This is a genomic window from Mongoliitalea daihaiensis, from assembly GCF_021596945.1.
Classification (GTDB): Bacteria; Bacteroidota; Bacteroidia; order Cytophagales; family Cyclobacteriaceae; genus Mongoliitalea; species Mongoliitalea daihaiensis.
On record NZ_CP063779.1, the window covers coordinates 3594131 to 3618101 of the forward strand.

General features: G+C 39.2%; 25 protein-coding genes. 8 read left to right on the forward strand and 17 right to left on the reverse strand.

The window, feature by feature from the left end; translation table 11 throughout:
* Nucleotides 1-9: 9 nt before the first annotated feature.
* The 6 genes from IPZ59_RS15370 to IPZ59_RS15395 form a co-directional block, all read right to left on the reverse strand.
* Nucleotides 10-342, reverse strand: coding sequence for a hypothetical protein (locus IPZ59_RS15370; protein ID WP_236136928.1), 333 nt, complete (start codon nt 340-342; stop codon nt 10-12).
* Between the two features lie 17 nt (nt 343-359).
* The gene (locus IPZ59_RS15375; RefSeq protein WP_236136929.1) at nt 360-962 is read right to left on the reverse strand and encodes a hypothetical protein; all 603 of its coding nucleotides are present in this window, start codon (nt 960-962) and stop codon (nt 360-362) included.
* 344 nt (nt 963-1306) lie between these two features.
* Entirely contained in the window at nt 1307-1600 is a 294-nt protein-coding gene (locus tag IPZ59_RS15380) for a type II toxin-antitoxin system RelE/ParE family toxin (RefSeq protein WP_236136930.1), read from the reverse strand.
* Nucleotides 1590-1820: a tRNA pseudouridine synthase A gene (locus tag IPZ59_RS15385; RefSeq protein WP_236136931.1), complete on the reverse strand. Its 231-nt coding sequence runs from the start codon at nt 1818-1820 to the stop codon at nt 1590-1592. The genes IPZ59_RS15380 and IPZ59_RS15385 overlap by 11 nt, the downstream gene beginning before the upstream one ends.
* A gap of 780 nt (nt 1821-2600) precedes the next feature.
* Entirely contained in the window at nt 2601-3104 is a 504-nt protein-coding gene (locus IPZ59_RS15390; protein WP_236136932.1) for a winged helix-turn-helix domain-containing protein, read from the reverse strand.
* Between the two features lie 97 nt (nt 3105-3201).
* Nucleotides 3202-3579 (reverse strand): four helix bundle protein, encoded by a 378-nt coding sequence (locus tag IPZ59_RS15395; protein WP_236136933.1) that lies wholly within the window; start codon nt 3577-3579, stop codon nt 3202-3204.
* 1109 nt (nt 3580-4688) lie between these two features.
* Between IPZ59_RS15395 and IPZ59_RS15400 the strand changes: the two genes are divergently transcribed.
* The gene (locus tag IPZ59_RS15400) at nt 4689-6248 is read left to right on the forward strand and encodes a hypothetical protein (protein ID WP_236136934.1); all 1560 of its coding nucleotides are present in this window, start codon (nt 4689-4691) and stop codon (nt 6246-6248) included.
* Nucleotides 6249-7432: 1184 nt separating this feature from the next.
* Here IPZ59_RS15400 and IPZ59_RS15405 read toward each other — a convergent pair.
* Both IPZ59_RS15405 and IPZ59_RS15410 read right to left on the reverse strand, forming a co-directional pair.
* The gene (locus IPZ59_RS15405; protein ID WP_317208052.1) at nt 7433-7738 is read right to left on the reverse strand and encodes a HepT-like ribonuclease domain-containing protein; all 306 of its coding nucleotides are present in this window, start codon (nt 7736-7738) and stop codon (nt 7433-7435) included.
* A 24-nt stretch (nt 7739-7762) separates the two neighbouring features.
* Entirely contained in the window at nt 7763-8059 is a 297-nt protein-coding gene (locus IPZ59_RS15410; RefSeq protein WP_236136936.1) for a nucleotidyltransferase family protein, read from the reverse strand.
* Nucleotides 8060-8516: 457 nt separating this feature from the next.
* On the opposite strand from IPZ59_RS15410, the gene IPZ59_RS15415 reads away from it, so the two are divergent.
* Complete coding sequence (locus IPZ59_RS15415; protein ID WP_236136937.1) at nt 8517-10079, forward strand: S8 family peptidase; 1563 nt, start codon at nt 8517-8519, stop codon at nt 10077-10079.
* A 347-nt stretch (nt 10080-10426) separates the two neighbouring features.
* A complete protein-coding gene (locus IPZ59_RS15420; protein ID WP_236136938.1) occupies nt 10427-11260 on the forward strand; it encodes an N-acetylmuramidase domain-containing protein in 834 nt (277 codons plus the stop codon).
* Between the two features lie 518 nt (nt 11261-11778).
* Here IPZ59_RS15420 and IPZ59_RS15425 read toward each other — a convergent pair.
* The 3 genes from IPZ59_RS15425 to IPZ59_RS15435 form a co-directional block, all read right to left on the reverse strand.
* On the reverse strand, nt 11779-12135 hold the full coding sequence (locus IPZ59_RS15425; protein ID WP_236136939.1) for a TM2 domain-containing protein: 357 nt from the start codon (nt 12133-12135) through the stop codon (nt 11779-11781).
* Nucleotides 12128-12463 (reverse strand): DUF2752 domain-containing protein, encoded by a 336-nt coding sequence (locus IPZ59_RS15430; RefSeq protein WP_236136940.1) that lies wholly within the window; start codon nt 12461-12463, stop codon nt 12128-12130. The genes IPZ59_RS15425 and IPZ59_RS15430 overlap by 8 nt, the downstream gene beginning before the upstream one ends.
* 79 nt (nt 12464-12542) lie before the next feature.
* Nucleotides 12543-13637: an oxygenase MpaB family protein gene (locus IPZ59_RS15435; RefSeq protein ID WP_236136941.1), complete on the reverse strand. Its 1095-nt coding sequence runs from the start codon at nt 13635-13637 to the stop codon at nt 12543-12545.
* A 55-nt stretch (nt 13638-13692) separates the two neighbouring features.
* On the opposite strand from IPZ59_RS15435, the gene IPZ59_RS15440 reads away from it, so the two are divergent.
* On the forward strand, nt 13693-14583 hold the full coding sequence (locus tag IPZ59_RS15440) for a hypothetical protein (RefSeq protein WP_236136942.1): 891 nt from the start codon (nt 13693-13695) through the stop codon (nt 14581-14583).
* Between the two features lie 1057 nt (nt 14584-15640).
* Here IPZ59_RS15440 and IPZ59_RS15445 read toward each other — a convergent pair.
* From IPZ59_RS15445 to IPZ59_RS15465, 5 genes are all read right to left on the reverse strand, one after another.
* Nucleotides 15641-16450 (reverse strand): M48 family metallopeptidase, encoded by an 810-nt coding sequence (locus IPZ59_RS15445; RefSeq protein ID WP_236136943.1) that lies wholly within the window; start codon nt 16448-16450, stop codon nt 15641-15643.
* A gap of 67 nt (nt 16451-16517) precedes the next feature.
* Nucleotides 16518-17168, reverse strand: coding sequence for a DUF7255 family protein (locus IPZ59_RS15450; protein WP_236136944.1), 651 nt, complete (start codon nt 17166-17168; stop codon nt 16518-16520).
* Between the two features lie 18 nt (nt 17169-17186).
* Nucleotides 17187-17666, reverse strand: coding sequence for a DUF2452 domain-containing protein (locus tag IPZ59_RS15455; protein WP_236136945.1), 480 nt, complete (start codon nt 17664-17666; stop codon nt 17187-17189).
* Nucleotides 17653-17829: a hypothetical protein gene (locus IPZ59_RS15460; protein WP_236136946.1), complete on the reverse strand. Its 177-nt coding sequence runs from the start codon at nt 17827-17829 to the stop codon at nt 17653-17655. Before IPZ59_RS15460 ends, IPZ59_RS15455 begins: the two co-directional genes overlap by 14 nt.
* A gap of 119 nt (nt 17830-17948) precedes the next feature.
* Nucleotides 17949-18515: a rhomboid family intramembrane serine protease gene (locus IPZ59_RS15465; RefSeq protein WP_236136947.1), complete on the reverse strand. Its 567-nt coding sequence runs from the start codon at nt 18513-18515 to the stop codon at nt 17949-17951.
* 103 nt (nt 18516-18618) lie between these two features.
* Here IPZ59_RS15465 and IPZ59_RS15470 point away from each other — a divergent pair, with 103 nt between their 5' ends.
* From IPZ59_RS15470 to IPZ59_RS15485, 4 genes are all read left to right on the forward strand, one after another.
* On the forward strand, nt 18619-18954 hold the full coding sequence (locus tag IPZ59_RS15470; RefSeq protein ID WP_236136948.1) for an Hpt domain-containing protein: 336 nt from the start codon (nt 18619-18621) through the stop codon (nt 18952-18954).
* A gap of 82 nt (nt 18955-19036) precedes the next feature.
* Nucleotides 19037-21394 carry a S9 family peptidase gene (locus IPZ59_RS15475; protein WP_236136949.1) on the forward strand — a complete coding sequence of 786 codons (2358 nt, stop codon included), beginning with the start codon at nt 19037-19039 and terminating at the stop codon, nt 21392-21394.
* Between the two features lie 2 nt (nt 21395-21396).
* Nucleotides 21397-23106, forward strand: coding sequence for a gamma-glutamyltransferase (ggt, locus tag IPZ59_RS15480; protein WP_236136950.1), 1710 nt, complete (start codon nt 21397-21399; stop codon nt 23104-23106).
* A 1-nt stretch (nt 23107) separates the two neighbouring features.
* Nucleotides 23108-23326, forward strand: a complete 219-nt coding sequence (locus IPZ59_RS15485) for a DUF3820 family protein (protein ID WP_236136951.1) — start codon at nt 23108-23110, stop codon at nt 23324-23326.
* Here IPZ59_RS15485 and IPZ59_RS15490 read toward each other — a convergent pair.
* Nucleotides 23323-23847, reverse strand: a complete 525-nt coding sequence (locus tag IPZ59_RS15490) for a CIA30 family protein (protein WP_236136952.1) — start codon at nt 23845-23847, stop codon at nt 23323-23325. The two genes, IPZ59_RS15485 and IPZ59_RS15490, sit on opposite strands and share 4 nt — an antisense overlap.
* Nucleotides 23848-23971: the final 124 nt, after the last annotated feature.

Sequence of the window (23971 nt, forward strand, 5' to 3'; positions counted from 1 at the left end):
ATTTAACAGTCAACTTTTTGAATGCTTAAGGTTCAGTTCGTAGATATTGCTTGGATATGCTTGTGCGCCCCAGCTTTGTTTCCATCGGGTCAATCCTGCCAAGGATTGTTGGGTATCAGGGTCTATGGAAGTCCCCATGGAGATATATTTGTAATGATCTGCAGAATCAGTTAATAATTGATTGATCAAGTAATCCAAAGCTCTGTTTTTTTTGCCTTTAGGCGTGGCTGAGGTGTATTGTAGATGCCGAACATGCGCATGATTAAACAATACGATACCAGCTACCCATTCATTTTCAAGTTCTATTTGCCAACATTCAATTTGTTCCGGAAAATACTCCATTAGCTTTTTAATTTCCTCTAAGCTATGTGTAGGTTGGGATTTGTAGGTATCCCATAAGTTTGGGATAAGTACCTGATTCCAAAAGCTATCAATTGGACTTTTTTTTTAAGTTGAAAGCCCAATTTTGAGGCTTTTCTAATTCCCCACTTCCGTCCCCTATCGTTGATGATTATTGGAAGCTTGATTGTTTGGAACCCTTTTGTTTGGATAGGAACAAAACCGCTTATTTGTAAGACTTCTTGGTAGTTCCTGTAATCAGTTAAATCCTTCCAGTAAAACTCAGGAATAGAGCGGATCTGTAAGGTTTGATAGCCCAATTCAGTAAAATACTTGGATAGCGACTGTACTAGTTGCTTTAAAGAACTTTTAGCTAATGAGTTTTTAACGATCAAATCCCCAAAAGTAATTCCCCGATGACTGTAAACACGCAATCCTTCTTTTTCTGCGGGCAAAACAGCCAGTAGTTCCTCCCCCTCATGGATCAGCACTGAACAATCATTGAATCTATCTCCATGATATTCCAAATAATCCCGGTAATGGATCAAAGCGGAATTTACAGCCTCCGAGATGAATGAATCCCATTCCTTTCTAAGATCAGAAGTGTAAGGAGTAATCGTCATGTGAGTGAACAGTTAACTGAATGTAGAATTAGGAATTAGTGAACAGTGAACAGTGAGAAGTGAACAGTTAACTGAATGTAGAATTAGGAATTAGAAATTTAGAATGAGTGATTAGTGAACAATGAGAAGTGAACAGTTATGTACGTTAACACTTTCGAGGGAGGTAGATTTGTTAAGTGTTAAGTGTTAAAATGTGGATTTTGGTTGAATACTAACGATCGCTCTAAGTGTTCGACTCCTTTGGAGTCGTCCGAAGGTGTTTGGAGACATTTTGGCTATAAACATATGATCCCTTCGGGATCTTTTTTTGCAACCACTAATTACCACGATCCGATATTTGCTACTTAACTTTTATCTGTTGTACTTTCTTGGTTGTATACCAAACTAAAAACCACAATTTCATTTTTAGACTGGTCTATTTTATAAACTATGATATGCTTTTTAAAGATAAAATCTCTAATCTCATCAGAGTCGAAAAAAATGGATTTTCTATTTTTCCATGGATTCAAACCAATCGTTTTTAGACTTTGAATTAATTCATTTTTAAATTTTCTAGCAACATTTGGTCTGTGTTGGGCAATATAATCAACTTGAATATTGAGTTTTATTAAAAAATGATGGGAAATTTTAAGCTCCATATTTCTTTAAAGTATCTTCGAGAATAGTATCTAATTCGCCAAGAGAAACATACTTCTCTGGACTTATAAGAGCACTTTCTAGATCCTTTACAACTTCTTCTTTCACTCTATCATATTTCTCAATTTCGATAATTTCAATCTCATCTTTAGAGAAACGATTTAGAAACCACAAGAAATGGTTAAATACCTCATTGTTAACTTTAATTTTTATCGTCTTCATTAGCAATTAGAAATTATAATGTTAAGCTCTTTTCTTTAAAGATAATAAATGAAAATGAATATAGCAGTGGAAGAAGATTTTGCATTCTAGAAAAATCTTTTTTTCGACTTACTTATTATTGTTTTTATTAACAATTGAACCTTGGAAAGGTCTGATAGTAATAGAAAGTAATTCGATTCTTGTAGCATTCGAATTTTCGAAGTCTTCCGAGGTTGGTCGGAGACATTTTGGCTATAAACATTTGATTCCTTCGGGATCAGGGGCTCTCGCAGAATACTCGGAAGGCGCGGAAATGAGATTTTTAAGAACCAGATACTTGATAAGAACCGATTGAACATCCGTGAAAATCGGTTCACTCGTTGGTTATGGGTATAACTTATGGTGAAAAGCTAAGCGGGATTTTGTACGATAATAATCCACACTAAACAATTTTGGCTTCGGCTACGGTCAGCCACCGTAGGCGAGTATTTACTGTCCACTGTTCCATTGTTCATTGTTCATTGTCCACTGTTCACTTTTCACTGTTTTCTGGCTTCGGCTACGGTCAGCCACCGTGGGTGGGTGGTACTTTGGCTTCGACTCCGCTCAGCTATCGAAGGTGAGTATTCACTGTTCACTGTTCACTACCAACTGCTCACTGTTCACTGTCAATTGTTCACTGTCAATTGTTCACTGCCAACTGTTCACTGTTCTCCGGCTTCGACTCCGCTCAGCCGCCAAATAACTTAGTCCCTTTAACCTCTTTTCTTTCCGTGTATTCTGCGCCTTCCGCGAGAGCCTTCACCCGTAGACGAGGATCCCGCCCACATCTCCGGGATCATGTTCGAGGATCTGAACCTTCACTTCTCTGTTGACCTTTTCATAGGTTTTGATGGTGAGAAAATCCAGGTATTGGAGGTCGAGCTCCTTCCCTATCAAGATCAAATCGATGGTTCCTGAATCAATACCCATGGCATAATCGCCAACTATGTAAGCTCGCTCTACCGGTCCCATGCGTTTGACTACTTGTTCGAGCAGGTCATCTAACCCCAGAAACTTTGCTACCATGCGGGAGATTTCTGTGAAGAAGGGATGCGATTGATTGGCTTTATAGACCTTGGTCTTCCCCTCCTCTTCGGTCACCAACAATCCCGCCTCCGTCAAGCGATTCAGCTCCACCCGCACCGAGTTGGTAGACTCCTCAAAATCCTTCGCCAAGGACCGCAAATACCCGGAGTTATTATTAGAAAATAATTTCAAGAGAAGCTTAATGCGGGTTTTGGAGGTGACTAAACTATCTAACATTTAATAGTGAACAGTGCATAGTGAACAGTGAAAGTAATACCTTAATTTATTGTTTAAACTTTCGTTTATTGCTTAGACTTTACAAGGAGGTTTTTTGTTAGCCAGAGCCTTTTCTTTTGGAGTTTTGGAGATTGGATTTTGATGATTTGATAATGGTGTAGAGGACTTTATTGATTTCTTGAATTTCATTCAAGAGGTATGAGAATTCATCGAATTCTTTTAAGAGTTTGGGTTTATTTAGAAGTTTTAGCCAGTACTTACATTCTCTTGCCTCCTTATGAGCAATACTCATTTTACTAATGAAATCTGCTTTGGATTGCGCAGCCTGTGCTTCTTCAACATTTGCACCAATGGAGGTTCCTGCTCCAACAAGTTGATTGGCTAATCGAAAATGTCCCTTATCGTAGAGATATAAGTAAGCATCAATGATAACTTCAGCAAATCGATAGGTTTTTTCTTGAATAGTTTCTTTCATGAGATTGGCTGTTTATTTTCCCAAAAAATACCACCGAAAAATCAAAACCTACAAAGTTTAAATACTTCATTAAACGCTTAAATTTCCCACAAAATATTTAGCTGCCAACTGCTGGCTTCGACTTCCCTCAGCCATCGTGATGTGTATACCAACTGTTCACTCATCACTGTTAACTATCAACTGCTAACTACTCACTGTTAACTGTTCACTGTTAACTCCCTACAGCTTCGCCCGTTCAGTCCCATGACTTAGCGTAGCTACTGAGTAAATTTTTTACTCAATGAAACAAATTTATGCGTTGGTGGGATGAATGCAAATATTTTTGAAGAAAAGATTGAATTGAGAGCTCGGGGAAGAGAATCGATACTTGCCTGCTGCAAGCAGGAGACGAGATGCGAGCTTGTCTACCGTAAGGTAGGAGATTAGATTAGAATCAAGAGGCAAGAGGCAAGAAACAAGAGTTGATTTTTTATTGAAATACGTTGGGAGTATGATTGAAATAAGGTGGAAATATGGTTGAAATAGACATTAGATGTTAGACGCTAGACGTTAGACCTGATTTGTCTTTGAAATACGTTTGGAGTTCAATTGAAATAAGGTAGAAATAAAGAGAAATAATTTTTGGACGAGAAATAGAACTTTAGTAGCGGAACCTCCCTTTTGCCTTTTTCCTTTAACCTTTCCCCTCTTTTTTTACCTAAACTTTCGTGCAATTAGTGTCACTCGTGGACAGCTCAACTTACGGAAACCCTAGAGGATTACAAATCCTCATTATCTGCTGAGGCTAAACAGTTTTTAAATCGATTGTCCTAGTATCGGCTCGTAAGGCGTGGGTGGCCCAAAGACAATCAGCGTGCGAGCCTCTGGTGCCAAGAGTAGATTTCCTGCCCCGGGTTGCGACGCAGGGGAATATCCTCAAAAAAAACAATTCATCTAGCGTCTTACCCGGGGTTAATAGTGATTCAAGCCCTTTGGGCTTGGGAGGGGTAAATAGAAAAAAGTTTTAGTAAGACTTTGGGGGCAAACTGAAAAGATATTCATGTAATTAGTGAAATTAGAATGAATGATTTAAGCTTAAAATTTTTAAATTCATACCGGAATTAGGCAGTATGCAATCAGAAAACGTCCAAAATCGATTAATCTTTATTTGCACCATCTTGTATTTAATCGGATACTGGTTTTTTACATTTGATGGTATAACTTTTTCAGATGATGTGGTTTACATGGAGTTTGGAAGAGCATTTTGGGCTGGCGAAACATTTCCATACAAGACTCATTTCGCTGACCGTTGGGGTGCATATATATTCTCTGGTTTTTTCACTCATTTTTTCGACTTTAACGAACGAACAGCATCATTTGCCTCTCTCCTGAGTTATTTATTGAGTTATAGTTTGTTATTTTCCTTACTTCAAAGCCCTAAAGAAAAGTTGATTTTCAGTTTACTTTACCTTGGGCAAGTTTATTTTTTATATTTTATACATAAGGTATATCCGGATAGTATATTATTGGTATTTATCTGTTTAATTGTTTGGTCTGCTATAAAAAGGAATGAACATCCCGTTTTTACAGGATTTTGTATGAGCATAGCTTTTTTACTTGGGTTTATAACTAAAGAAACAATCGTTTTTTTATTACCATTTCCCCTTATTTTATTTGGGTATGATTGGAAAAATAGAACATCAATAAAATTTTACTATGCTTTTTTTTCCGCTTCAATATTACTATTGATAAGTTATTTTGGATACTACCAACTAAACCATGGAAATTGGATGTATCGCTTTACAGCGGTAAATGAAGGTCATTATATTTCAGATTTCACCTATCATGATAAAGGGTGGATTGCTATTCTTAAACGATTGACCTATTTACCTTTCCAAACTTTTATAGAGCGTTCATATTGGCCTTACATTGTTACTGCTACAGTATTGATTGTAAATGGAAATAAATCATCTAAACAAACATTCAAGATTATTGCATTAACAAGTTTTTGCCTATTACTTGGGTTTTGGTTTATGAGTTCAACACTTGAATTTTATAACCCTATATATCTCAATCCAAGACATTTAATCATTTTGGTGCCACTATTATCTTGGATCATTGCGACATCATCAGATAAACTTTTCCAGAATAAAGGAATTAATAGATTGATTGCTGTAAGCTTTTTGATTGCTGCGATGCTTTCATGGAACTCTTTTGATCTAATGGTTTATTATGGTGCTTTAGCACTTCTTTTAATAGGTGTAGAATATTTTTCCATGGCGAAATGGCTTTTTATTCCATTTATCCTCCTTCCTAGTGTAGTAAGTGGGCACTATCATTACCAAAATAAAAACTACGCTCACATGAAGCAGACTTATCAAAGTTTTGCAAACTCAAACCATTCTAACATCAAATTGGCAAACTCATTTTTAGTGTATAGCAACTCTGTATTACTGGCTGAAGCTGATCGAAATAAAGTTCTGTTTTTGGGAAATTGGAAAGAATCGGTCAGTACTACCCCTCCTATAATAGAGGTCTTTATCTACAAATTTTATAAGCATGCTTATCCCCTGGAGCAAAACGATTGGGACCATTTGCAAGAGTGGTTAATCAAAGAAAATTACAAAGCCAATCAAGTTTATGATGATCAATGGATTGAAATTTGGAGATTTGAAAATCAAGTTCCTTAAAACTTCTATAAGTCGTTGAAATAGACATTAGATGTTAGACGCTAGACATTAGACCTGATTTGTCTTAGAAATACGTTTTGGAGTACTATGGAAATAAGGTGGAAATAAATGGAAATAAGGTTGAAATAGACATTAGATGTTAGACGCTAGACGTTAGACCTGATTTGTCTTTGAAATACGTTTGGAGTTCAATTGAAATAAGGTAGAAATAAAGAGTAATAATTTTTGGACGAGAATTAGAACTTTAGTAGCGGAACCTCCCTTTTGCCTTTTTCCTTTAACCTTTCCTCTCTTTTTTTACCTAAACTTTCGTGTAATTCGTGGACAGCTCAACTTACGGATACCCTAGAGGATTGCAAATCCTCTAGTATCTGCTGACCGAGATTGTAAATCACGGACAGCTTGTGTTTTTAAATCGATTATCCTAGTATCGGCTAGTAAGGCGTGGGTGGCCCGACGACGATTACCCTGCGAGCCTCTGGTGCTAAAAGTAGATTTCTGTCCCCGGGTTGCGACGCAGGGAATATCCTCAAAAAAACAATTCATCTAGCGTCTTACCCGGGGTTAATAGTGATGCAAGCCCTTTAGGCTTGTTAGGCTAATCGTGGACAGCAAAGAAGCGAGACTTGCCTGCTGCAAGCAGGAGACGAGATGCGAGCTTGTCTGCCATAAGGTAGGAGATTAGATTAGAAACAAGAGTCAAAGCCTGCCCCGATAATCGGGGAAACAAGAAGCAGGACTTGATTTCTCTTAGAAATACGCTTTAGAGTACTACGGAAATAAGGTTGGAATAGACATTAGATGTTAGACGCTAGACGTTAGACCTGATTTGTCTTTGAAATACGTTTGGAGTTCAATTTAAATAAGGTAGAAATAAATGGAAATAAGGTTGAAATAGACATTAGATGTTAGACGCTAGACGTTAGACCTGATTTGTCTTTGAAATACGTTTGGAGTTCAATTTAAATAAGGTAAAATAAAGTTGAAATAAAGGGAAATAATTTTTAGACGAGAATTAGAGGTTTAGTAATGGAACCTCCCTTTCCCCTTTTGACTTTGAACTTTTGCCTTCGTGTAGTCCCTGTAATTCGTGGACAATACAACTTGCGGATACCTTAGAGGATTACAAATCCTCATTATCTGCTGACCGAGATTGCAAATCACGGACAGCTACTCCTAAACCATTATAATTCATCTAATAAAACACCAATCTTTTTATGGATTTCGGGAATTTTGTTTTTAACCACGTCCCAAACAATGATATAGTTGACCCCTATGGAGTCATGAATAAGCCTATCCCTCATGCTTTCCATATTTTTCCAAGGGATTTGATCTCTTTTTAACTTTATATCGTCTGGAATTTTTTTTGATGCTTCTCCAATTATTTCTAAACTCCTAACTACCGCTCTTTTTAAAGTTTCATCATTCAAAAAAATCTCTATCGACAAGTCTTCACTTATTTTTAACAGGTATAAACACTCATCGTTAATATGTTTTAAAACTCTTTTGGATCTTTAAACATATTGAACTTCATTCAAAATATTTGGTCCGATGTGGGGACTCAATCCATTTTTGGTAATAACCTCTACTTTCTTAGGTTTAAAAAGGCTTTCAAAAAGTTCATATACAGCCATGAGGTTATCAAAATTTTCTTTATCTGATTCAAAATCAACAAATAAATCGATGTCACTATTACCTGATTGTTCATTTCTGACATAAGAACCAAATAAACCAACTTGTCGAATCTCTAAATTCGAAAGCTTATTTTTATTTGTCTTTAAAATGGCTAGTATGTCATCTTTGGTAAGCATACATCAAAGATACAAAAATGTAACAGACAAAGAATCAAAGCCTGCCCCGATAATCGGGGAAACAAGACTTGATTTTTTGTGGAAATACGTTGGGAGTACTATGGAAATAGGCTTAAAATAAATTTTAGAAAGAGAATTATTATACATTTTTCAAAAGGGATGTTTACATTTCTACGCGTGTTGAAACTGCTCAATATCAACAAGAACTATTCTTTTTCTAACCGTTTAATCACTAAATTCCATGTTTATGTATACAATTAAATGTTTTTTAAATAGAGTTTTTTTCCCAAAAAAGCTTGATTTTAATCAAATTGTTTCTATTTTAGTGCGTTACATTTCTTAGTTTCAAAATTTTATTTTATATTTTTTCGTATAGAAAAATATTATTTTGGATTCATTGAAAGAATTTAAACGCAATTAATTTTATTAACCTATGTTACACACTAACTAATTAAACATGAAGTACCCAAATTACTTTAAAAAACTAAGGCTAACCCATTTACTTGTAGGTGCGTCTATTATTCTGGCTTCTTGCGAAATGGAAAGAACGGACATTAGCCCGGTTCTTGAAGAGACTACCCAAGAGACAACCTTATTGGATGAATGGCAGTTAGTCGAAATGACAGACTATTCTAACCTTCGGGAAGGAGATTTTACAGGAAAATTTTTGATTCTTAGTAAAACACCTAATCTGCCCAATAATCTAGCAAGAGATATAGCGGCAGCTGGTGGAGAGATTGTAGAAAGTTATCCACAAGTAGGCGTTGCTGTGGCTATTGCACACAGAGCAGATTTTCTAATAAATGCACGTGCTATCAATAGCATTGAATCTGTAACCGCTGACTACATTATGCAGTATACGCATGAACCAACGAACTTGGAAATGGTAGAAATGTCGGTTGGTGGCACTACGAGTAGCGAAACTGCTGCCCGTACAGCATTTAATTACAGAACTGCTTTTTTTGATGGATTTCAGTGGGCTCCGAAAGCAATCAATGCCACCGAAGCTTGGGATGCTGGTTTAACAGGACAAGGTATTCGGGTAGCTGTGATTGATGGTGGCTTTCTCTCTACCCACATTGACCTTGCTCCCAATTTTGATATTGCAGCTTCTAGATCGACGGTTCCAGGGTTTAATTTCAACCAAGATGTTGGTACTTTCTGGCATGGAACGCACGTGGCAGGGATTGTTTCCGCAGCTGGAATTGGTGTCGTAGGTATCGCTCCTCGGTCAACCCTTATCGGCGTAAAATCTTTGCATAATGGTAGCGGTGCTTTCTCTTGGATATTGAATGGTTTATTGTATGCGGCAACACCAAGAGAAGTAGGTGGAGCCGGCGCAGACATCATCAATATGAGTTTAGGTGCTACATTTGATTATAGAAGCCCTTGGGGTGATAAAGAATTCAGAGACGCATTTAGAGAACTACAAAAAATTTACGATAGAGCAATGCGCTACGCTTGGCAAAATGGAGTCACAGTATTGGTTTCAGCAGGCAATGGAGGCAATAACTTTGATGAAGCAAGAGAATTGTTCCAATTACCAGCGCAAAGTCAACATGCCCTGTCAATTAGTTCTACTGGACCAACTGGTTGGGGATTAGGAGCTGTTAACTTTTCTCAACCGGCCTATTATACCGATCATGGTAAATCATTAGTAGACTTTGCTGCGCCAGGAGGAACTCTTGGACTAGCCCTTGTAGAAGGAAATTTCAATCCTTGTAGAATCCAAGGAACCTTTACTGGTTCCACTAATACTTGTGCTTTATTTGATCAAGTATTCAGTACAATTAGAGGAAGTTCAAATTCTAGTTTTGGTTGGGCACAAGGGACTTCCATGGCTTCTCCAGCCGCGGCAGGAGTTGTAGCCTTGATGATGGAAGCTGAAGGAAGAAGACTTTCTCCAGCTCAAGTAAGAGCTCGATTAAGACAAACATCCACTGACTTAGGCGAACCAGGAAATGATAAATTTTATGGTCATGGCTTTGTCGATGCTGCTAGAGCAGCGGGCGTACGTTAATTTTTAAGCTTAAAAGAAATGTAACAACCCCCAAGTCAAGGCTTGGGGGTTATTTTTTTTTACATCCCCAAGTTTCGGTAGTTACTTATCTGTCTACATCTGTTTTGAATCTGGGCCTACCCATCAATTGGCCTTTGGGACCCATCAAGCCTTATTTCCAAACAATTTCTTTAAATTTACCCTAGTTTTTCAGCTTATTTGAGAATAATTTTTTCAACATCACTCCATCTAATTCAACCTTTTTTCAACCTTAGCTTGTCATTTCCAACACCTCTTCTTCTCTGTTTGATGGAATACTTTCTCATTTTTATTTTTATATTTAAATCCACCATAACCTATTTACGCACATGCAAACGCTTCGATTAAACTCACGGGGAGACTCTGTAGTCTTCTTGCAGGAATTATTAAACAAGGTTGGTTACAATTTGCCAGGCACCTCTTTTTTTGGCACACTAACGGATACTGCTGTCAAAGATTTTCAACGTAAAAGCGGGCTTGTTGCCGATGGCATTGTCGGTGTTAAAACATGGACTCGATTGATTCAGCAATCGGATTTTGCAAAGCCTGAATTTTCTGATAAATTTTTATCTGAGCAAGATTTAATAGATTTTGCAGCTGAATATGGATTGGAATTGGCATTAGTCAAGGCAGTCAACGAGGTTGAAAGTAGAGGAAAAGGCTTTTTGATTGACGGAAGAACTAAAATTTTGTTTGAAGGTCATGAATTTTGGAGGCAGCTGAAGGCCATAGGTCTACAGCCAGAAAGTTTATCCAATGAATCCAACAAAGACATTCTGTACCCTAGATGGGTTCGGACATTTTATTCCAACGGTCCCGGAGAATACCGTCGTTTGGAACGAGCACAGCAGTTAATTCCTTCCAATCCAGCTGTGTCTACTGCGGCGCTTTCCTCTGCTTCTTGGGGTAGTTTTCAAATCATGGGCTATCATGCCAAACCATTAGGCTATCCCAGTGTAGAAGCCTTTGTGGATCGTATGCAGACGCACGAACGAGAACATTTAGCTGCATTTGGGAAATTCATCGTTGTCAACCGCCTACTCAACCATCTCAAAAATAAAGACTGGGAGAAATTCGCTAGAGGTTATAATGGCCCCGGATATAAGCAAAACAAGTATGACGAAAAACTAGCTCGCGCGTATAAGAAGTATAGTGAGCAGTGAACAGTGAGCAGTGGAGAGTGAACAGTGAGCAGTGGAGAGTGAGCAGTGAACAGTGAGCAGTGAACAGTGAGTAGTGAGCAGTGAGCAGTGAACAGTGAGTAGTGAACAGTGAGCAGTGGAGAGTGAATAATGAGCAGTGAACAGTGAGCAGTGGGGAGGGAACAAATGAGGACTTTCGGACAGCTGCTTACTAAATCTACTCTCTAAAATCAAGCCTCAGTGGCGTAGATAAGCTCGTTTTATGGCTCTCTTGATGTCCCTAGTCTCGGATTTGATTCTTGGTTCTTATTTCTCATTGCTCCTCCAAATCCCATCAATTGGCGTGGGTTTTAACCCACGACCAACATTGATGGTCAAAATTCATCTATAAAAAAGACGGACTCTCTAATCGCTTCTTTCTTGATTTCCCGATGCTCGGAACAGCCTTTAATTCTAGGTACTTACTTTTTGACACCTAATTCAAGGTAGGCAAGCTCGCCTCAGGGTCTCTGAGCCAGTCGAAGGGCTCTCCTCTCCCATTATCCTCTATTGAAATTCATCATATTCAAGGTCTCATGAGCGATTTTGATATTGTATTCGTAGGCTAAACTTTTATAATTTACCAAGTCCACAATAGTACCAATGAAACAAAGTCCGGCAGTCAATAAGTATAAAATACCCAATCCTATCTGTCCTAAAATAAATCGGTGAAGGCCTGCAAAACCTACGAATCCAATTAAACAAAGGATCAAGATCATTTGGTTATCCTTGCGTCGGGCTCTGTAGACATTGGCGAAAAAGGAGGCTTGCTCATCGTCCATGTCTTTCATGATTCCCTGAATGTAACCCAATTCCATTCCTTCCAATTCTGGTAAGTGTCTCAATACATTAGCCATGATTTCTAGTTGTTTTGTTGTTTCTGATTAGTTGAATGATGCGTAAAACAATGACAACAAAAGCAAACATTGCCAGAGGATGCATAGACCAAGAAGCTTTGAAGTCTCCTTTGGTCAGCAAACTCATGGATCTTCCCAAGCCACAACCGGGACACCAATCAAACCCTAAGTTATCCAAAGGACAAAGAGTGAAATGATTAGGTCCGTACGGATCTATGAATAATATCCCTATCAGGGCCCCTATCCAAAAGATCAGTTCTACTGGCAATTTTGAGAAATGTCTGCTGAGTGCGTTCATTACGCTGTCTAAACACCAAAAAGATGCCATGATTCAAAAATGCTCAAATACGGCTTTAAATGGACTTGTAAGATTAAAAACCACTCAAAACCGAACAAAAAATGTCCGATTATGAACGCTTAATGACTGGTACTTGCAAGGAAGGGTATGCTCCCATTCGTACCAAACTCTGACTCATAAACTCTCTTCGGGTGTTGGCATAGGTAATTGGAGCGGATGAACCCCGTTGCATGGCAAAGCTCCAGTCCAGTAAAACACGGTAAGCGAAGGGGGGAATTTGATCTGAATAGGGTAACTGAAGGGCATCTGAGGCTTCTTTTCCTACAAAAAAGGCGATCATCCTTCGAAGTGAAGCGGTCATCGCGGGTTCTTGGAAACTTTTTTCATAATAAGCGATCAAGGAATTGATCAAGCGCAGGCCTGCCTCGGATTGACGCAGGTGACGCTTTCGGATTAGACGCTCTAATTCAAATGCTTCTTTGGCTGTTTCAGGCCAATGTTCCACTTCTAAACCCAAATATTCTCCGATCACTTTCCAGTAATACAGAATGGCCTCATACGTTTCAGTACCTGGAAATTTTCCTAGTTTATCCAGTCCTCTAATGACGAGTACGCTAAAAGCCAGATTAGTACCAATCAAATCTTCCTGATTGATGGGCATGCCCCATTCCTTTTGCCAATCTTTGGCATACGTTTGTACAAAATATCGACTAAAGGCATGAATTAAACGCACCTTTGCCAAAGTCAACAAGCTTTCATTTACTTGAAGAAAGGTTCCAGGTTTAAATGAATCTAAAAGAAATAAAGCCGTTTCTAATAAGCGCTGTCCAACTTCATCCATAATGCGCTTGGATCTTACCAAAACCTGCGCTCCATCTGCGAAGGCATAGCAATAGGGTAAGGAATATAAGCCCAGCAAGGATAAGTAATCATTCCCCTGTTTGTCGAAAAAATTTTGTGCACGGATTATTTTCTTCTGGTCTAAACTAGGAGAAACCTGTGTGTATATTTCGAAAAATTTCTGAAAAAGAGGGCTAAATTTTGCTAATTCAGAGGAAGAAGGAACTATTGCATTCCAAGAATTTATGGCTTCTGCCCAGCTGGGATTGGCCAGTAATTCCAGTACTACTTGATCTGCAATGGGATCTCCTTTTTTTCGAAGTCCGTCTAAATAAGAATTTGTATAATAGCTTAATTTTTCCACAAGAATTTAACTCCGAATTCTTACTTTAGTTTTTTAATAAAGCTGAATATACTGTATGCGCACACATTTCTTTCTAGGTTTAGTTCTTATTTTTTCTTTTGGAAGCCTTTGGGCACAAACAGCTACTGATTTAGTAGCAGTGAATGCGAAGCTCAAAGGTGGGACGCTTCAGTTGATGGAGGAGTCCGTAAAGCTTATAACGGACAGGGCTTTGTATGATAATCAACCTTACTTTATCAACGATAAGCAGTTGGCTTTCTCAGCAGCGGACGAAAAAGGGAATCATGACATCATCATTTATTCCTTTAGCAGTGGTAAATTTGTAAACCTCACCCAAACCAGAGATTTCAATGAATTTTCACCAAAAACCACGGATTGTGGTCTGTATGTGTCGTCTATTACCGTAGAACCCACAGGAAAGCAGCGTCTATGGTTGTATCCCAATAATTTTGGAGAGCCCGAGTTACTTTATGATGATATAGAGCCTGTAGGGTATTATGCTTGGTATGACAATAAAGCAGCTCTGTTTGTGCTGGGTTCACCCAATAAACTGGTGTATCCTTATTCCCGGGAAGAAGTTCATACTATCGCAAGCAATGTTGGACGGAGTATTCATCGAAAACCCAAAACCGCTATTATCAGCTATATCGATAAGAGTGATGTGCAGGATACTCCGCAAGGAAAGAGCTATGCCATCAAAGGCTTCGATATTGATAAACGCAGCTACCATGATTTCGGAAGAACAATTCCCGGCGCTGAAGATATGTTATGGATTGGTAAGGATTTGATTCTCATGGGCTCAGGCAATGAGCTATACATTCGAAAAGCAAGTCAGCAAACGTGGAAATTGAGTGGCCAGATAAACCTTCCCTCCCATTCTACGCTTACTCGATTGGCCTATTCTGAAAAACTGAAAAAGTTGGTAGTGGTGATGGATAGGAAGTGAACAGTGAGCAGTGGACAGTGAGCAGTGAACAGTTAGCAGTGAACAATGAACAGTGAGCAGTGGACAGTGAACAGTGAGCAGTGGATTGTGAAAATTTTTCAAACAAGCAATTCCTGTGGATTTTAATCCACGACCAGTATTATCGATCAAGCAGTGGTGAGGTGATGCAACTACCGAAATAGCTAGCTGTTGGTTTTTACCCGTGAACATGAATTGGAAAAATTCTATTCTTTAACTCAATTCCAATCAATAGGCGTGGGTTTTAACCCACGACAACTATCGAACAGCTCGGATAGAATAGTGAGCAGTGGACAGTGAACAGTTAGCAGTGGATTGTGAAAGTTTTTCAAACAAGCAATTCCTGTGGATTTTAATCCACGACCAGTATTATCGATCAAGCAGTGGTGAGGTGATGCAACTACCGAGATAGCTAGCTGTTGGTTTTTACCCGTGAACATGAATTGGAAAAATTCTATTCTTTAACTCAATTCCAATCAATAGGCGTGGGTTTTAACCCACGACAACTATCGAACAGCTCGGAGCGAACAGTGAGCAGTGGGCAGTGAACAGTGAGCAGTGGATTGTGAAAGTTTTTCAAACAAGCAATTCTTGTGGATTTTAATCCACGACCAGTATTATCGGTCAAGCAGTGGTGAGGTGATGCAACTACCGAGATAGCTAGCTGTTGGTTTTTACCCGTGAATATGAATTGAAAAAATTCTATTCTTTAACTCAATTCCAATCAATAGGCGTGGGTTTTTACCCACGACAACTATCGAACAGCTCGGAGTGAACAGTGAGGATGTTTCAAGTTCAACCCCTTTCAGGGGTTGGGAGCACCGAGGGGTATTTTTACAAGAAAACCCGGGTTTTGACCCGGGTTTATGAAAGGTTTTGGGAGGATGATGCGTTATCGGTTTCCTAGGGGTGAAACCCTAGGCTAGCATGTTGGTCGTGGCGATGCCACTGCTATATTTTAGATTTTAGAGGATAGATTTTAGATTGGGAATTGTTCAATGTCCACTGCTGCGCACTGTTCATTCTCCATTCCTCATTCCTACTTTGCAACTTGGTACTTATTGTAGTACTCCATGGCAATTGGCATTTGTTTTTTCAATTCATCCTTTCTTCTTTTTGGTCCAGGGTGTGTGGAAAGGAATTCAGGAGGTGCACCACCACCACCTAAAGCAGCCATTCTATCCCAAAAATCAGGCGCAACTTGAGGATCATAGCCCGCCATAGCCATAAAATTCAATCCTAACTGATCCGCTTCTAATTCATGCCTTCTGCTGAAAGACAGCATTCCTAATTGACCGCCTATACCAAAGGATTGGAGAAAAATCTGTTGGGTCAAGCTAGGATTTTGACCCATAGCTACTTGAGCGCCGCCAATGAAACCATTTAACAAGAGGCCATTAGACATCCGCTCTCTACCGTGATTGGCAATCGCATGAGCTACTTCATGCCCCATAACCACGGCTACACCTGCTTCATCCTGACAGACAGGCATGATCCCTGTATAAAAGGCAACTTTTCCGCCGGGCATACACCAGGCGTTGACAATATCTTCTTGAATTAAATTAAACTCCCAGTTAAAACCCTGCAATTGGCTTTCTAAGCCATTTTCTTTCATGTATACTTCCACTGCGGCAGCAATCTTTTTCCCAACTCTTACGACCATCTGACCTTCGGGCGTATTGGTAACGAGCCTCCCTTCTTTCAACACTTGCCCATATTGATCAAAAGCCATGGGAAGTAATTCGGAATTTTGAACAATTGCTAGTTGAGTTCGATTCGACATAGGAACTTTAGCACAGGAATAAGCTACTAAAGACAGTGCAAGCAAAAAGATGATTTTCTTAATCATAGTGATCTCTATTATTTTTCCAAAATTCGCCAAAAAACATGCCAGTTCAAAGTACTTCGAAAAAGAACTATTGGATTTTGCGTTTGATCCAATTGGTCATGGCAATTTTAAAGGCTTCTTTGGGTTGCAAGAGTAAGTCATCCACTTTTTTCAAACTCCCTCCAAGCATCAGATTTTCGTATTGTGGAAGACGTATCAGCTTGTAGCCATGCAGACGGCTGAGCAAGTCATATTGAGCGTCATTGTACGCATTTAGCTTCCATCCACTAGCACCATTACCACTGAGATCGCCTGCTTCAGACGCTTCTCCAAAAATCTTTCGAGCGATTGGAGGACCATTCCAAATTCTGTCTTGTATCCCTGCTTTCAGACATTCTTTCTCGTACGTTCTACACAGACGCTTGTAACTATCTACCCAATCAAAAGTAAAGGTATCATACAAATCTGTTTTTAAGGAGTTTAACCGATACCGATTGAAATGTACTTCATCATCGTACAAAAAAACATACCGTTGTATCTTGAAATCAAATCGGAGTTTTTCCAAAACAGGCATCTTACCTCTACCCTCCAAATTTTCGAAGACAGCTTGCAGCAGGAGCTCTCCTTTTCCTTTTAAATAGTCAGGATTCACCTCTAGGTGAAAAAAGCTATCTACCTCCAAATCCGATTCCTCAAGGATCGATCGTAAGTTAGCTACTTTTAACTGATGTTTTGACATAGCGTGCGATTCAAGGAATCAGTCCTTAGAGGCATCTGCTTCTTGTGCTCCTTCCCGAAGGATTTCCCAAGTATGATCTGCCAGTAATTTAATTTCTGCGATAAAGATAAATTTTTTGGCTCTGCCCCATTCTTCAGGACCTACCATACTCAAAAAATCAGTTCCATCCTCTTTTTCATATAAAAAATACCGATGATTGATAAGCGGTTCAAAGGACATGGAAGACTGATAAATGCGCTCGGAGACTTCCACTCTTTTTTGAATCATTTTAGCCTGTTCAGCGAGTAGGGACATCTGTTGATAAATTTGTGACATCTGCATATCTGTTTGAGAATGCATGGCAGCCACTGCCCTACCCGTTATTTTCCCTTTATCCTCGGGCTTGATAATTGCACTGCCGGATTGGTGCGCATAAGGTAAAAGACCAGGTTGCTCCGTAGTCTTCTCCTTCATTTTATCTAAGTCAATCCGATCGATATCTATTTTATTGTTTTTCACTTGGAGCTTTACTTTCTTGAGTATCTGATGGAGCAATGCGCTCTTTTAAATTTCCTTTGGAACCAGGAAATGTGGTACGGGTAGAAATATCATAACTTACCCATAAAATGATCGCCAGAAAGATGCTAGCGAGAATAAGGAAAATAAGTTTATTTCGTTTCATTGTCTTGTTAACACTATTTCGCGGTAATGGGTTTTAATTTGGCCTCAAAAATACCATGAAAAAACCTATCTTTTATCATGCATTGAGATGTTTGTGGTTGCTAAGCTATTCATAAAAGATTAGCCTAAATTCTTTTTTCTACTCATATAAAAAGCGGTTACAATCCCGACCGCTGCACCTGCAAGATGTGTTTCCCAAGAGATTTTTCGCTCTGTAGGCACTACCCCGTATATCAAACTTCCATATAAGAAGATGGTAATCCCCGAAATCAGTAAAGATTTGATAGTGCCACGGAAAATACCTAGCGATATCATAAAAAAAGCTAGCGCATAAACAGTTCCCGATGAGCCAATGTGAAAATATGGCCGACCCACAAACCATACAATGGCATAAGGTAGAAAATAGGCGTAAAAGAGAACCTGATTGGCTATTTTGTCATAAAAAAAATAGAGGGATGTGGCAAGAACCATGAAAGGTACCACATTGGCCAGCAGGTGAACTAGTGAACCATGAACCAACGGTGCGGTGATCAACCCTACTAGATGTGGGATACTCCAAGGCTTGACACCTAAAAACCCAAGATCAATGGAAAAAGACAGTTGAACTAATAACAGAAGAAACATTAATAAAGATAGCCTAAATGGAACTTGTAGACTTTCTTTAATTTGAAGCAAAAAACTCTTCATAGTTTGAAAATTTGTGATTATTTTTTTGATCAATTACTTGAAATTTGTTACGAAATGCATAATTTTGCATAATAAGTACATATTTATACTAACTTTTGTTTTGATGTACCAGCTCATAAGTCCACAAACAATCTACCAATACTTTGGTGATGATGACAAAGAAATGCTTTTAGAGATGATCCAAATCATTTTGGATACCAATTTGCATGACTTAAAATCCTTAGACAAAGCTTTTTCTGATGAGGATTATCCTGTGATCAAGAAAAGTTGTCATAAGTCTAAACCTTCCCTCAGCTATATTGGTGCCATTCAAACAAGAAAACTTGTAGAACAAATTGAAGGGGATATCCCGAGTGCTCAAAACTTATATCAAGATTTAAAGGCTCAGATAAAGGTTATTGAAAATGAATTACGTCAATTTTTAAATTCAGTAGAATAACATGATTTTTGACCGCTAGTTTAGTTTTTTAATTGACATTCATTTTTTTTCCGATCTTTAGCTACCCAAAGCAATGGTAGTTATGAAACATAAGTTATTAGTACTGCTGTTCCTGTTCGGAGGAACAAATTTTCTTTTAGCTCAACAACTCACAGTTGAGTACATCATGCGTGATCCTGTCTGGATGGGTCATTTTCCTTCCAATATTCGATGGTCGGATGATTCTCAAGTCATTTTTTTCAGTTACAATCCCGAACAAAATCCAGCAGACTCCTTGTATAAGATTGAACTCTCAGACCCACAGCGATACCTGAAGGTCTCCAAAGCAGAGCGTCAAGCAATGCTACCTGCGAATGCCCAAAGCAATGCTGGCAAATCAATGAAGGTGTACACGGATGGTAATGAGTTAATGCTATATCACGTACAAACCAAAGAAAAAAAGCAGGTGCTTGAATGGCCTGACAGAATCAGTAATCCTACATTTTTGAATGGAGATCAACAAATTGCATTTGAATCTCGGTCAAACATTTTCATTTATGAAATGGGGACCGGCAAAGTTAAAAGGATAACAAATATTCAATCTGGTAACAAAACAGAGGAGCGAACAACCAAACTCAACGAGCGGGATGAATGGTTGAAAGAGGATAATCTACAACTGTTGCAAGTAGTAAGAGAACGGGAAGAAACAAGGGAACAGCGAAAAGCCTATGCGGAATCATTTGCAAAGCCTGAGCCCTACACTTTTTATTCAGGTAGCAAACAGGTATCCAATTTACAAGTTAGTCCCGATGGTTCATTTGTTACTTTTGCTCTTATTACCAGAGCACAAAACAAAAATACAGTGGTGCCGGATTATACGCACTCAAGTGGCTACACTACCAACCTCAATACCCGCAGTAAAGTAGGTGACCAACCGACTAAAGTAGAAATGGCTATTTATCATGTAGCCAAAGACACCGTTTACTTGGTCAATACCACCACACTTCCTGGTTTGAAGGATTTGCCGGATTACGTCAAGGACTATCCAGATAAAAAATGGGAATCCAAAGAGCGAGATTTGCTCCTTTCTGGCCCCTACTTTTCCAAGGATGGTAAAAAAGCGGTGATCAATGTACGTTCGTTTGACAACAAGGATCGATGGATTGCGCTGCTGGATTTGGAGAATGGAACAGTTAAAAATCTTGACCGTCAACGGGATGAGGCATGGATTGCAGGTCCAGGCATTGGATGGAGCATGGGTGGAGGCACTTTAGGTTGGCTTCCTGACAACAAGCATATCTATTTTCAATCTGAAGAAAGCGGATTTTCACATCTTTATGTATTGGATGTGACCAAAGGTGCTAAAAAGCAACTGACCTCAGGAACTTTTGAAGTTTATGATCCAAAGATATCCAATAATGGAAAATATTGGTTTTTGACCACCTCTGCTGTAGATCCAGGTGAACGGCACTTGTACATGATGCCTTTGATGGGGGGCAAAATGGAGAAGTTAACGACGATGGTTGGTAATAACGATGTTGCTATCTCTCCTGATGAGAAGAATTTTGCTATTCTCCACTCCTATTCTAACAAACCATGGGAAATCTATCTGCAAGCCAATGAAGTAGGAGCTGAACCTAAACAATTGACCTTTGGTCAAAGTGAGGCGTTCAAGGCATACTCATGGAGAGATCCAGAAATAGTCCGGTTTAATGCCGAAGATGGTGCGCGTGTTCCTGCCCGTCTCTACAAACCTGATCCTGAAAAAAGTAATGGGGCAGCTGTCATTTTTGTTCATGGTGCCGGTTACCTACAAAATGTGCATAAATGGTGGTCTACCTATTTTAGGGAGTACATGTTTCACAATCTTTTGACAGATTTGGGTTATACGGTGTTGGACATCGATTATAGGGCATCTGCTGGATATGGTAGAGATTGGAGAACAGGCATTTATCGTCATATGGGTGGTAAAGATTTATCCGATCAGGTGGATGGGGCTAAGTATTTGATGGCAGAACATGGAGTTCAAGCTGGCAAAATAGGTATCTACGGGGGAAGCTATGGAGGCTTTATTACATTGATGGCTTTGTTCAATGCTTCGGATACTTTTACCTCCGGTGCAGCGCTTCGCTCAGTGACAGACTGGGCACATTACAATCACGGATATACTAGCAATATTTTGAATGAACCTTTCAATGATCCGATTGCTTACCGTCGTTCTTCTCCCATGTATTTTGCTGAGGGATTAAAAGGACATTTGTTGATCGCGCATGGCATGCTAGATGTGAATGTACATTTCCAAGATGTTGTCAGACTTGCCCAACGATTGATTGAACTTGGAAAAGAAAATTGGGAATTTGCTGTGTACCCGGTGGAAGATCATGGATTTGTGGAGCCAAGTAGTTGGACAGACGAGTACAAACGAATTTTAAAATTATTCAATGATACCTTAATCGACTAATCATGTCAAAAGTATGTAGCATTCTAACCTGTAGTTACCTCTTGTTATTTTTTCTGTTTTTTTCTTGCCAACAAAAGGATAAACTATCTCTAGACGAACGGGGAGTAATTGCCACCCAAGCTATGGTTGTCTCTGCACGGACAGAGGCATCAACGATTGGATTGCTCATGTTAGAAAAAGGAGGAAATGCTTTCGATGCCATGGCTGCTACAGAGTTGGCATTGGCCGTTGCATTCCCATTTGCCGGCAATTTAGGCGGGGGTGGATTTATGGTTTACCGTTTAGCGGATGGCCAAATTGGATCAATTGATTACCGTGAAAAAGCACCCATAGCTGCCCATAAGGATATGTATCTCGATGAAGAAGGAAATGTTATCCCAGGACTAAGTACCAAAGGAGCGCTCGCAGTGGGTGTTCCTGGTACTGTTGCAGGAATCTATGAAGTTCATAGTAAATTTGGTGCTTTGCCATGGGCGGAAATTTTGAAACCCGTCATTCAACTAGCTGAAAAAGGTGTTGTAGTCACAGAAAAACAAGCACAACGGCTTGCCAATAATAGAAAGGATATCATAGAAGTAAGTGGCGAACAAACCCTCTTTGCAAAGGAGTTTGTAGCAGGTGACACCATTCAATACCCTGCTTTAGCAAGTACCCTGAAGAGAATAGCTATAAATGGAGCAGATGAGTTTTATAAGGGAGAAACTGCTCAAAAGCTAGTTGAATTTTTAAAATCGAAAGGAGGAATCATTACCTTAGAAGATTTAGCAACTTATCAGCCCCAATGGAGAGAGCCGATTCGGTTTGATTATCGAGGCTACTCCATTATTTCGATGGCCCCTCCGAGTTCAGGCGGGATTACACTTGCCCAAATTATGGGGATGTTGGAACCTTTTCAGCTAGCTTCTATGCGGCATAATTCAGCAAACTATATTCAGGTATTGACAGAAGCAGAACGCAGGGCCTATGCAGATAGGAATTTTTACTTGGGTGATCCAGACTTTGTAGAAATTCCTGTAAAGCAGCTGATGGATAAAAGCTACCTCAACGCTCGCATGTCCACCTTCGATGCAGAGCGTGCCACACGATCTTCAGAAGTAGGACATGGCGAAATTCAGTTTCAAGAAAGTCATGAAACGACTCACTACTCTATCGTTGATCAATTTGGAAATGGTCTTTCCATTACCACTACCTTAAATGGTGCCTATGGATCCAAGTTGTATGTGGATGAATTAGGCTTTTTCTTGAATAATGAAATGGATGATTTCAGTTCAAAAACAGGTGTTCCCAATATGTTTGGACTGATTGGTGCGGAAGCCAACGCTATTGCTCCTAGAAAGCGAATGTTGAGTTCAATGACGCCCACGATTGTGGAAAAAAACGGAAAACTGTTCATGGTTTTGGGCACACCGGGAGGGTCAACCATCATCACATCTGTCTTGCAGACGATTTTAAATGTAGTAGAATTTGGGATGGGCATGCAGCAAGCAGTAGATCTCCCTCGCTTCCACCACCAATGGCTTCCCGACCATATCAATTTTGAACCCAAAGGTTTTTCATCTGCCGATATGGAGATTTTAAAAGTGAAAGGGTACAAAATCAATGAGGGATATAGCCCAATCATTGGAAAAGTAGACGCAATCTTGGTCTTGCCTGATGGCAGACTTGAAGGAGGTGCAGATAAGCGTGGAGATGATGCAGCAGTAGGTTTCTGATATGGATGCTCAAGTATTAAAAGGACTGATTACTGAAAAAATGCCTTTCGGGAAATACAAAGGAAGAATATTAGCAGATCTTCCTGAATATTACTTGGTATGGTTTCACCGACAGGGATTTCCCCAAGGAAAGTTAGGAATGTATTTACACACCCTATACGAGATCCGACTCAATGGATTGGAAGGGATTTTGGAAGAACTAAGGAAGGGTCGACGTTAAAAAAATTTAATATAATCAATCACTAATTCAAAATCACCTTCTTGTTTATCTGCCAAAATAATGCCTAAGCGTTGAATGTGTTGAAGTTCTGAGAGCGCTATGCCTTTTTGTGTCGTTTCTCCCATACGACTGATTTCAAAATCTGTGAGCAAAAAGGTTACTACTTCCCAATCATCTGAGACAGCCAGAAACTTTTTTCTGAATTTGGGAAGATAAAAAGCAGTTTCCCGCTCTAGCAAAATTTCAAAATTTCTATAGGAAGGTGATTTGAATCGCATTTCGCAGTAGGAAAAAGAAGAAAGGTCGTACTTCCCCATTGGACTTCGAAGTGAAACAAAGCCTCCATTATTCTCTAAGGAGACATGGCCATAAAAAACCACAGCATTTTTTTCCAACCTGGCGTTGGAATCTGACATCCCTCCCATCACGCCATCATTGATAATGACCCAGCGACCAAAAATTTTTCCCTCACCAAAATCAAAGAGTAAGGATCCTTCCGGATTAGGAATAAGAAAATTCATAATAGCATACAGGGTTATGACTAATGAATACATAGGTATTTAACTTCTTACCTTGCAAAAAGTTGCCTAAATATCTATAAAACAAATTAATTTAAAAAACTCGTCAAAAATTAATGGAAGAAAT

What these genes read in the sequence shown, in the direction of transcription:
- IPZ59_RS15410 (WP_236136936.1), bottom strand. Translation starts at nt 8,059, where the DNA reads ATGCTTACCAAAGATGACATACTAGCCATTTTAAAGACAAATAAAAAT.
- IPZ59_RS15460 (WP_236136946.1), bottom strand. Translation starts at nt 17,829, where the DNA reads ATGAAACGAAATAAACTTATTTTCCTTATTCTCGCTAGCATCTTTCTG.
- IPZ59_RS15445 (WP_236136943.1), bottom strand. Translation starts at nt 16,450, where the DNA reads ATGATTAAGAAAATCATCTTTTTGCTTGCACTGTCTTTAGTAGCTTAT.
- IPZ59_RS15490 (WP_236136952.1), bottom strand. Translation starts at nt 23,847, where the DNA reads ATGAATTTTCTTATTCCTAATCCGGAAGGATCCTTACTCTTTGATTTT.
- IPZ59_RS15395 (WP_236136933.1), bottom strand. Translation starts at nt 3,579, where the DNA reads ATGAAAGAAACTATTCAAGAAAAAACCTATCGATTTGCTGAAGTTATC.
- IPZ59_RS15485 (WP_236136951.1), top strand. Translation starts at nt 23,108, where the DNA reads ATGGATGCTCAAGTATTAAAAGGACTGATTACTGAAAAAATGCCTTTC.
- IPZ59_RS15390 (WP_236136932.1), bottom strand. Translation starts at nt 3,104, where the DNA reads ATGTTAGATAGTTTAGTCACCTCCAAAACCCGCATTAAGCTTCTCTTG.
- IPZ59_RS15465 (WP_236136947.1), bottom strand. Translation starts at nt 18,515, where the DNA reads ATGAAGAGTTTTTTGCTTCAAATTAAAGAAAGTCTACAAGTTCCATTT.
- ggt (WP_236136950.1), top strand. Translation starts at nt 21,397, where the DNA reads ATGTCAAAAGTATGTAGCATTCTAACCTGTAGTTACCTCTTGTTATTT.
- IPZ59_RS15380 (WP_236136930.1), bottom strand. Translation starts at nt 1,600, where the DNA reads ATGGAGCTTAAAATTTCCCATCATTTTTTAATAAAACTCAATATTCAA.
- IPZ59_RS15470 (WP_236136948.1), top strand. Translation starts at nt 18,619, where the DNA reads ATGTACCAGCTCATAAGTCCACAAACAATCTACCAATACTTTGGTGAT.
- IPZ59_RS15400 (WP_236136934.1), top strand. Translation starts at nt 4,689, where the DNA reads ATGCAATCAGAAAACGTCCAAAATCGATTAATCTTTATTTGCACCATC.
- IPZ59_RS15475 (WP_236136949.1), top strand. Translation starts at nt 19,037, where the DNA reads ATGAAACATAAGTTATTAGTACTGCTGTTCCTGTTCGGAGGAACAAAT.
- IPZ59_RS15450 (WP_236136944.1), bottom strand. Translation starts at nt 17,168, where the DNA reads ATGTCAAAACATCAGTTAAAAGTAGCTAACTTACGATCGATCCTTGAG.
- IPZ59_RS15425 (WP_236136939.1), bottom strand. Translation starts at nt 12,135, where the DNA reads ATGGCTAATGTATTGAGACACTTACCAGAATTGGAAGGAATGGAATTG.
- IPZ59_RS15370 (WP_236136928.1), bottom strand. Translation starts at nt 342, where the DNA reads ATGGAGTATTTTCCGGAACAAATTGAATGTTGGCAAATAGAACTTGAA.
- IPZ59_RS15430 (WP_236136940.1), bottom strand. Translation starts at nt 12,463, where the DNA reads ATGGCATCTTTTTGGTGTTTAGACAGCGTAATGAACGCACTCAGCAGA.
- IPZ59_RS15415 (WP_236136937.1), top strand. Translation starts at nt 8,517, where the DNA reads ATGAAGTACCCAAATTACTTTAAAAAACTAAGGCTAACCCATTTACTT.
- IPZ59_RS15375 (WP_236136929.1), bottom strand. Translation starts at nt 962, where the DNA reads ATGACGATTACTCCTTACACTTCTGATCTTAGAAAGGAATGGGATTCA.
- IPZ59_RS15440 (WP_236136942.1), top strand. Translation starts at nt 13,693, where the DNA reads ATGCGCACACATTTCTTTCTAGGTTTAGTTCTTATTTTTTCTTTTGGA.
- IPZ59_RS15420 (WP_236136938.1), top strand. Translation starts at nt 10,427, where the DNA reads ATGCAAACGCTTCGATTAAACTCACGGGGAGACTCTGTAGTCTTCTTG.
- IPZ59_RS15385 (WP_236136931.1), bottom strand. Translation starts at nt 1,820, where the DNA reads ATGAAGACGATAAAAATTAAAGTTAACAATGAGGTATTTAACCATTTC.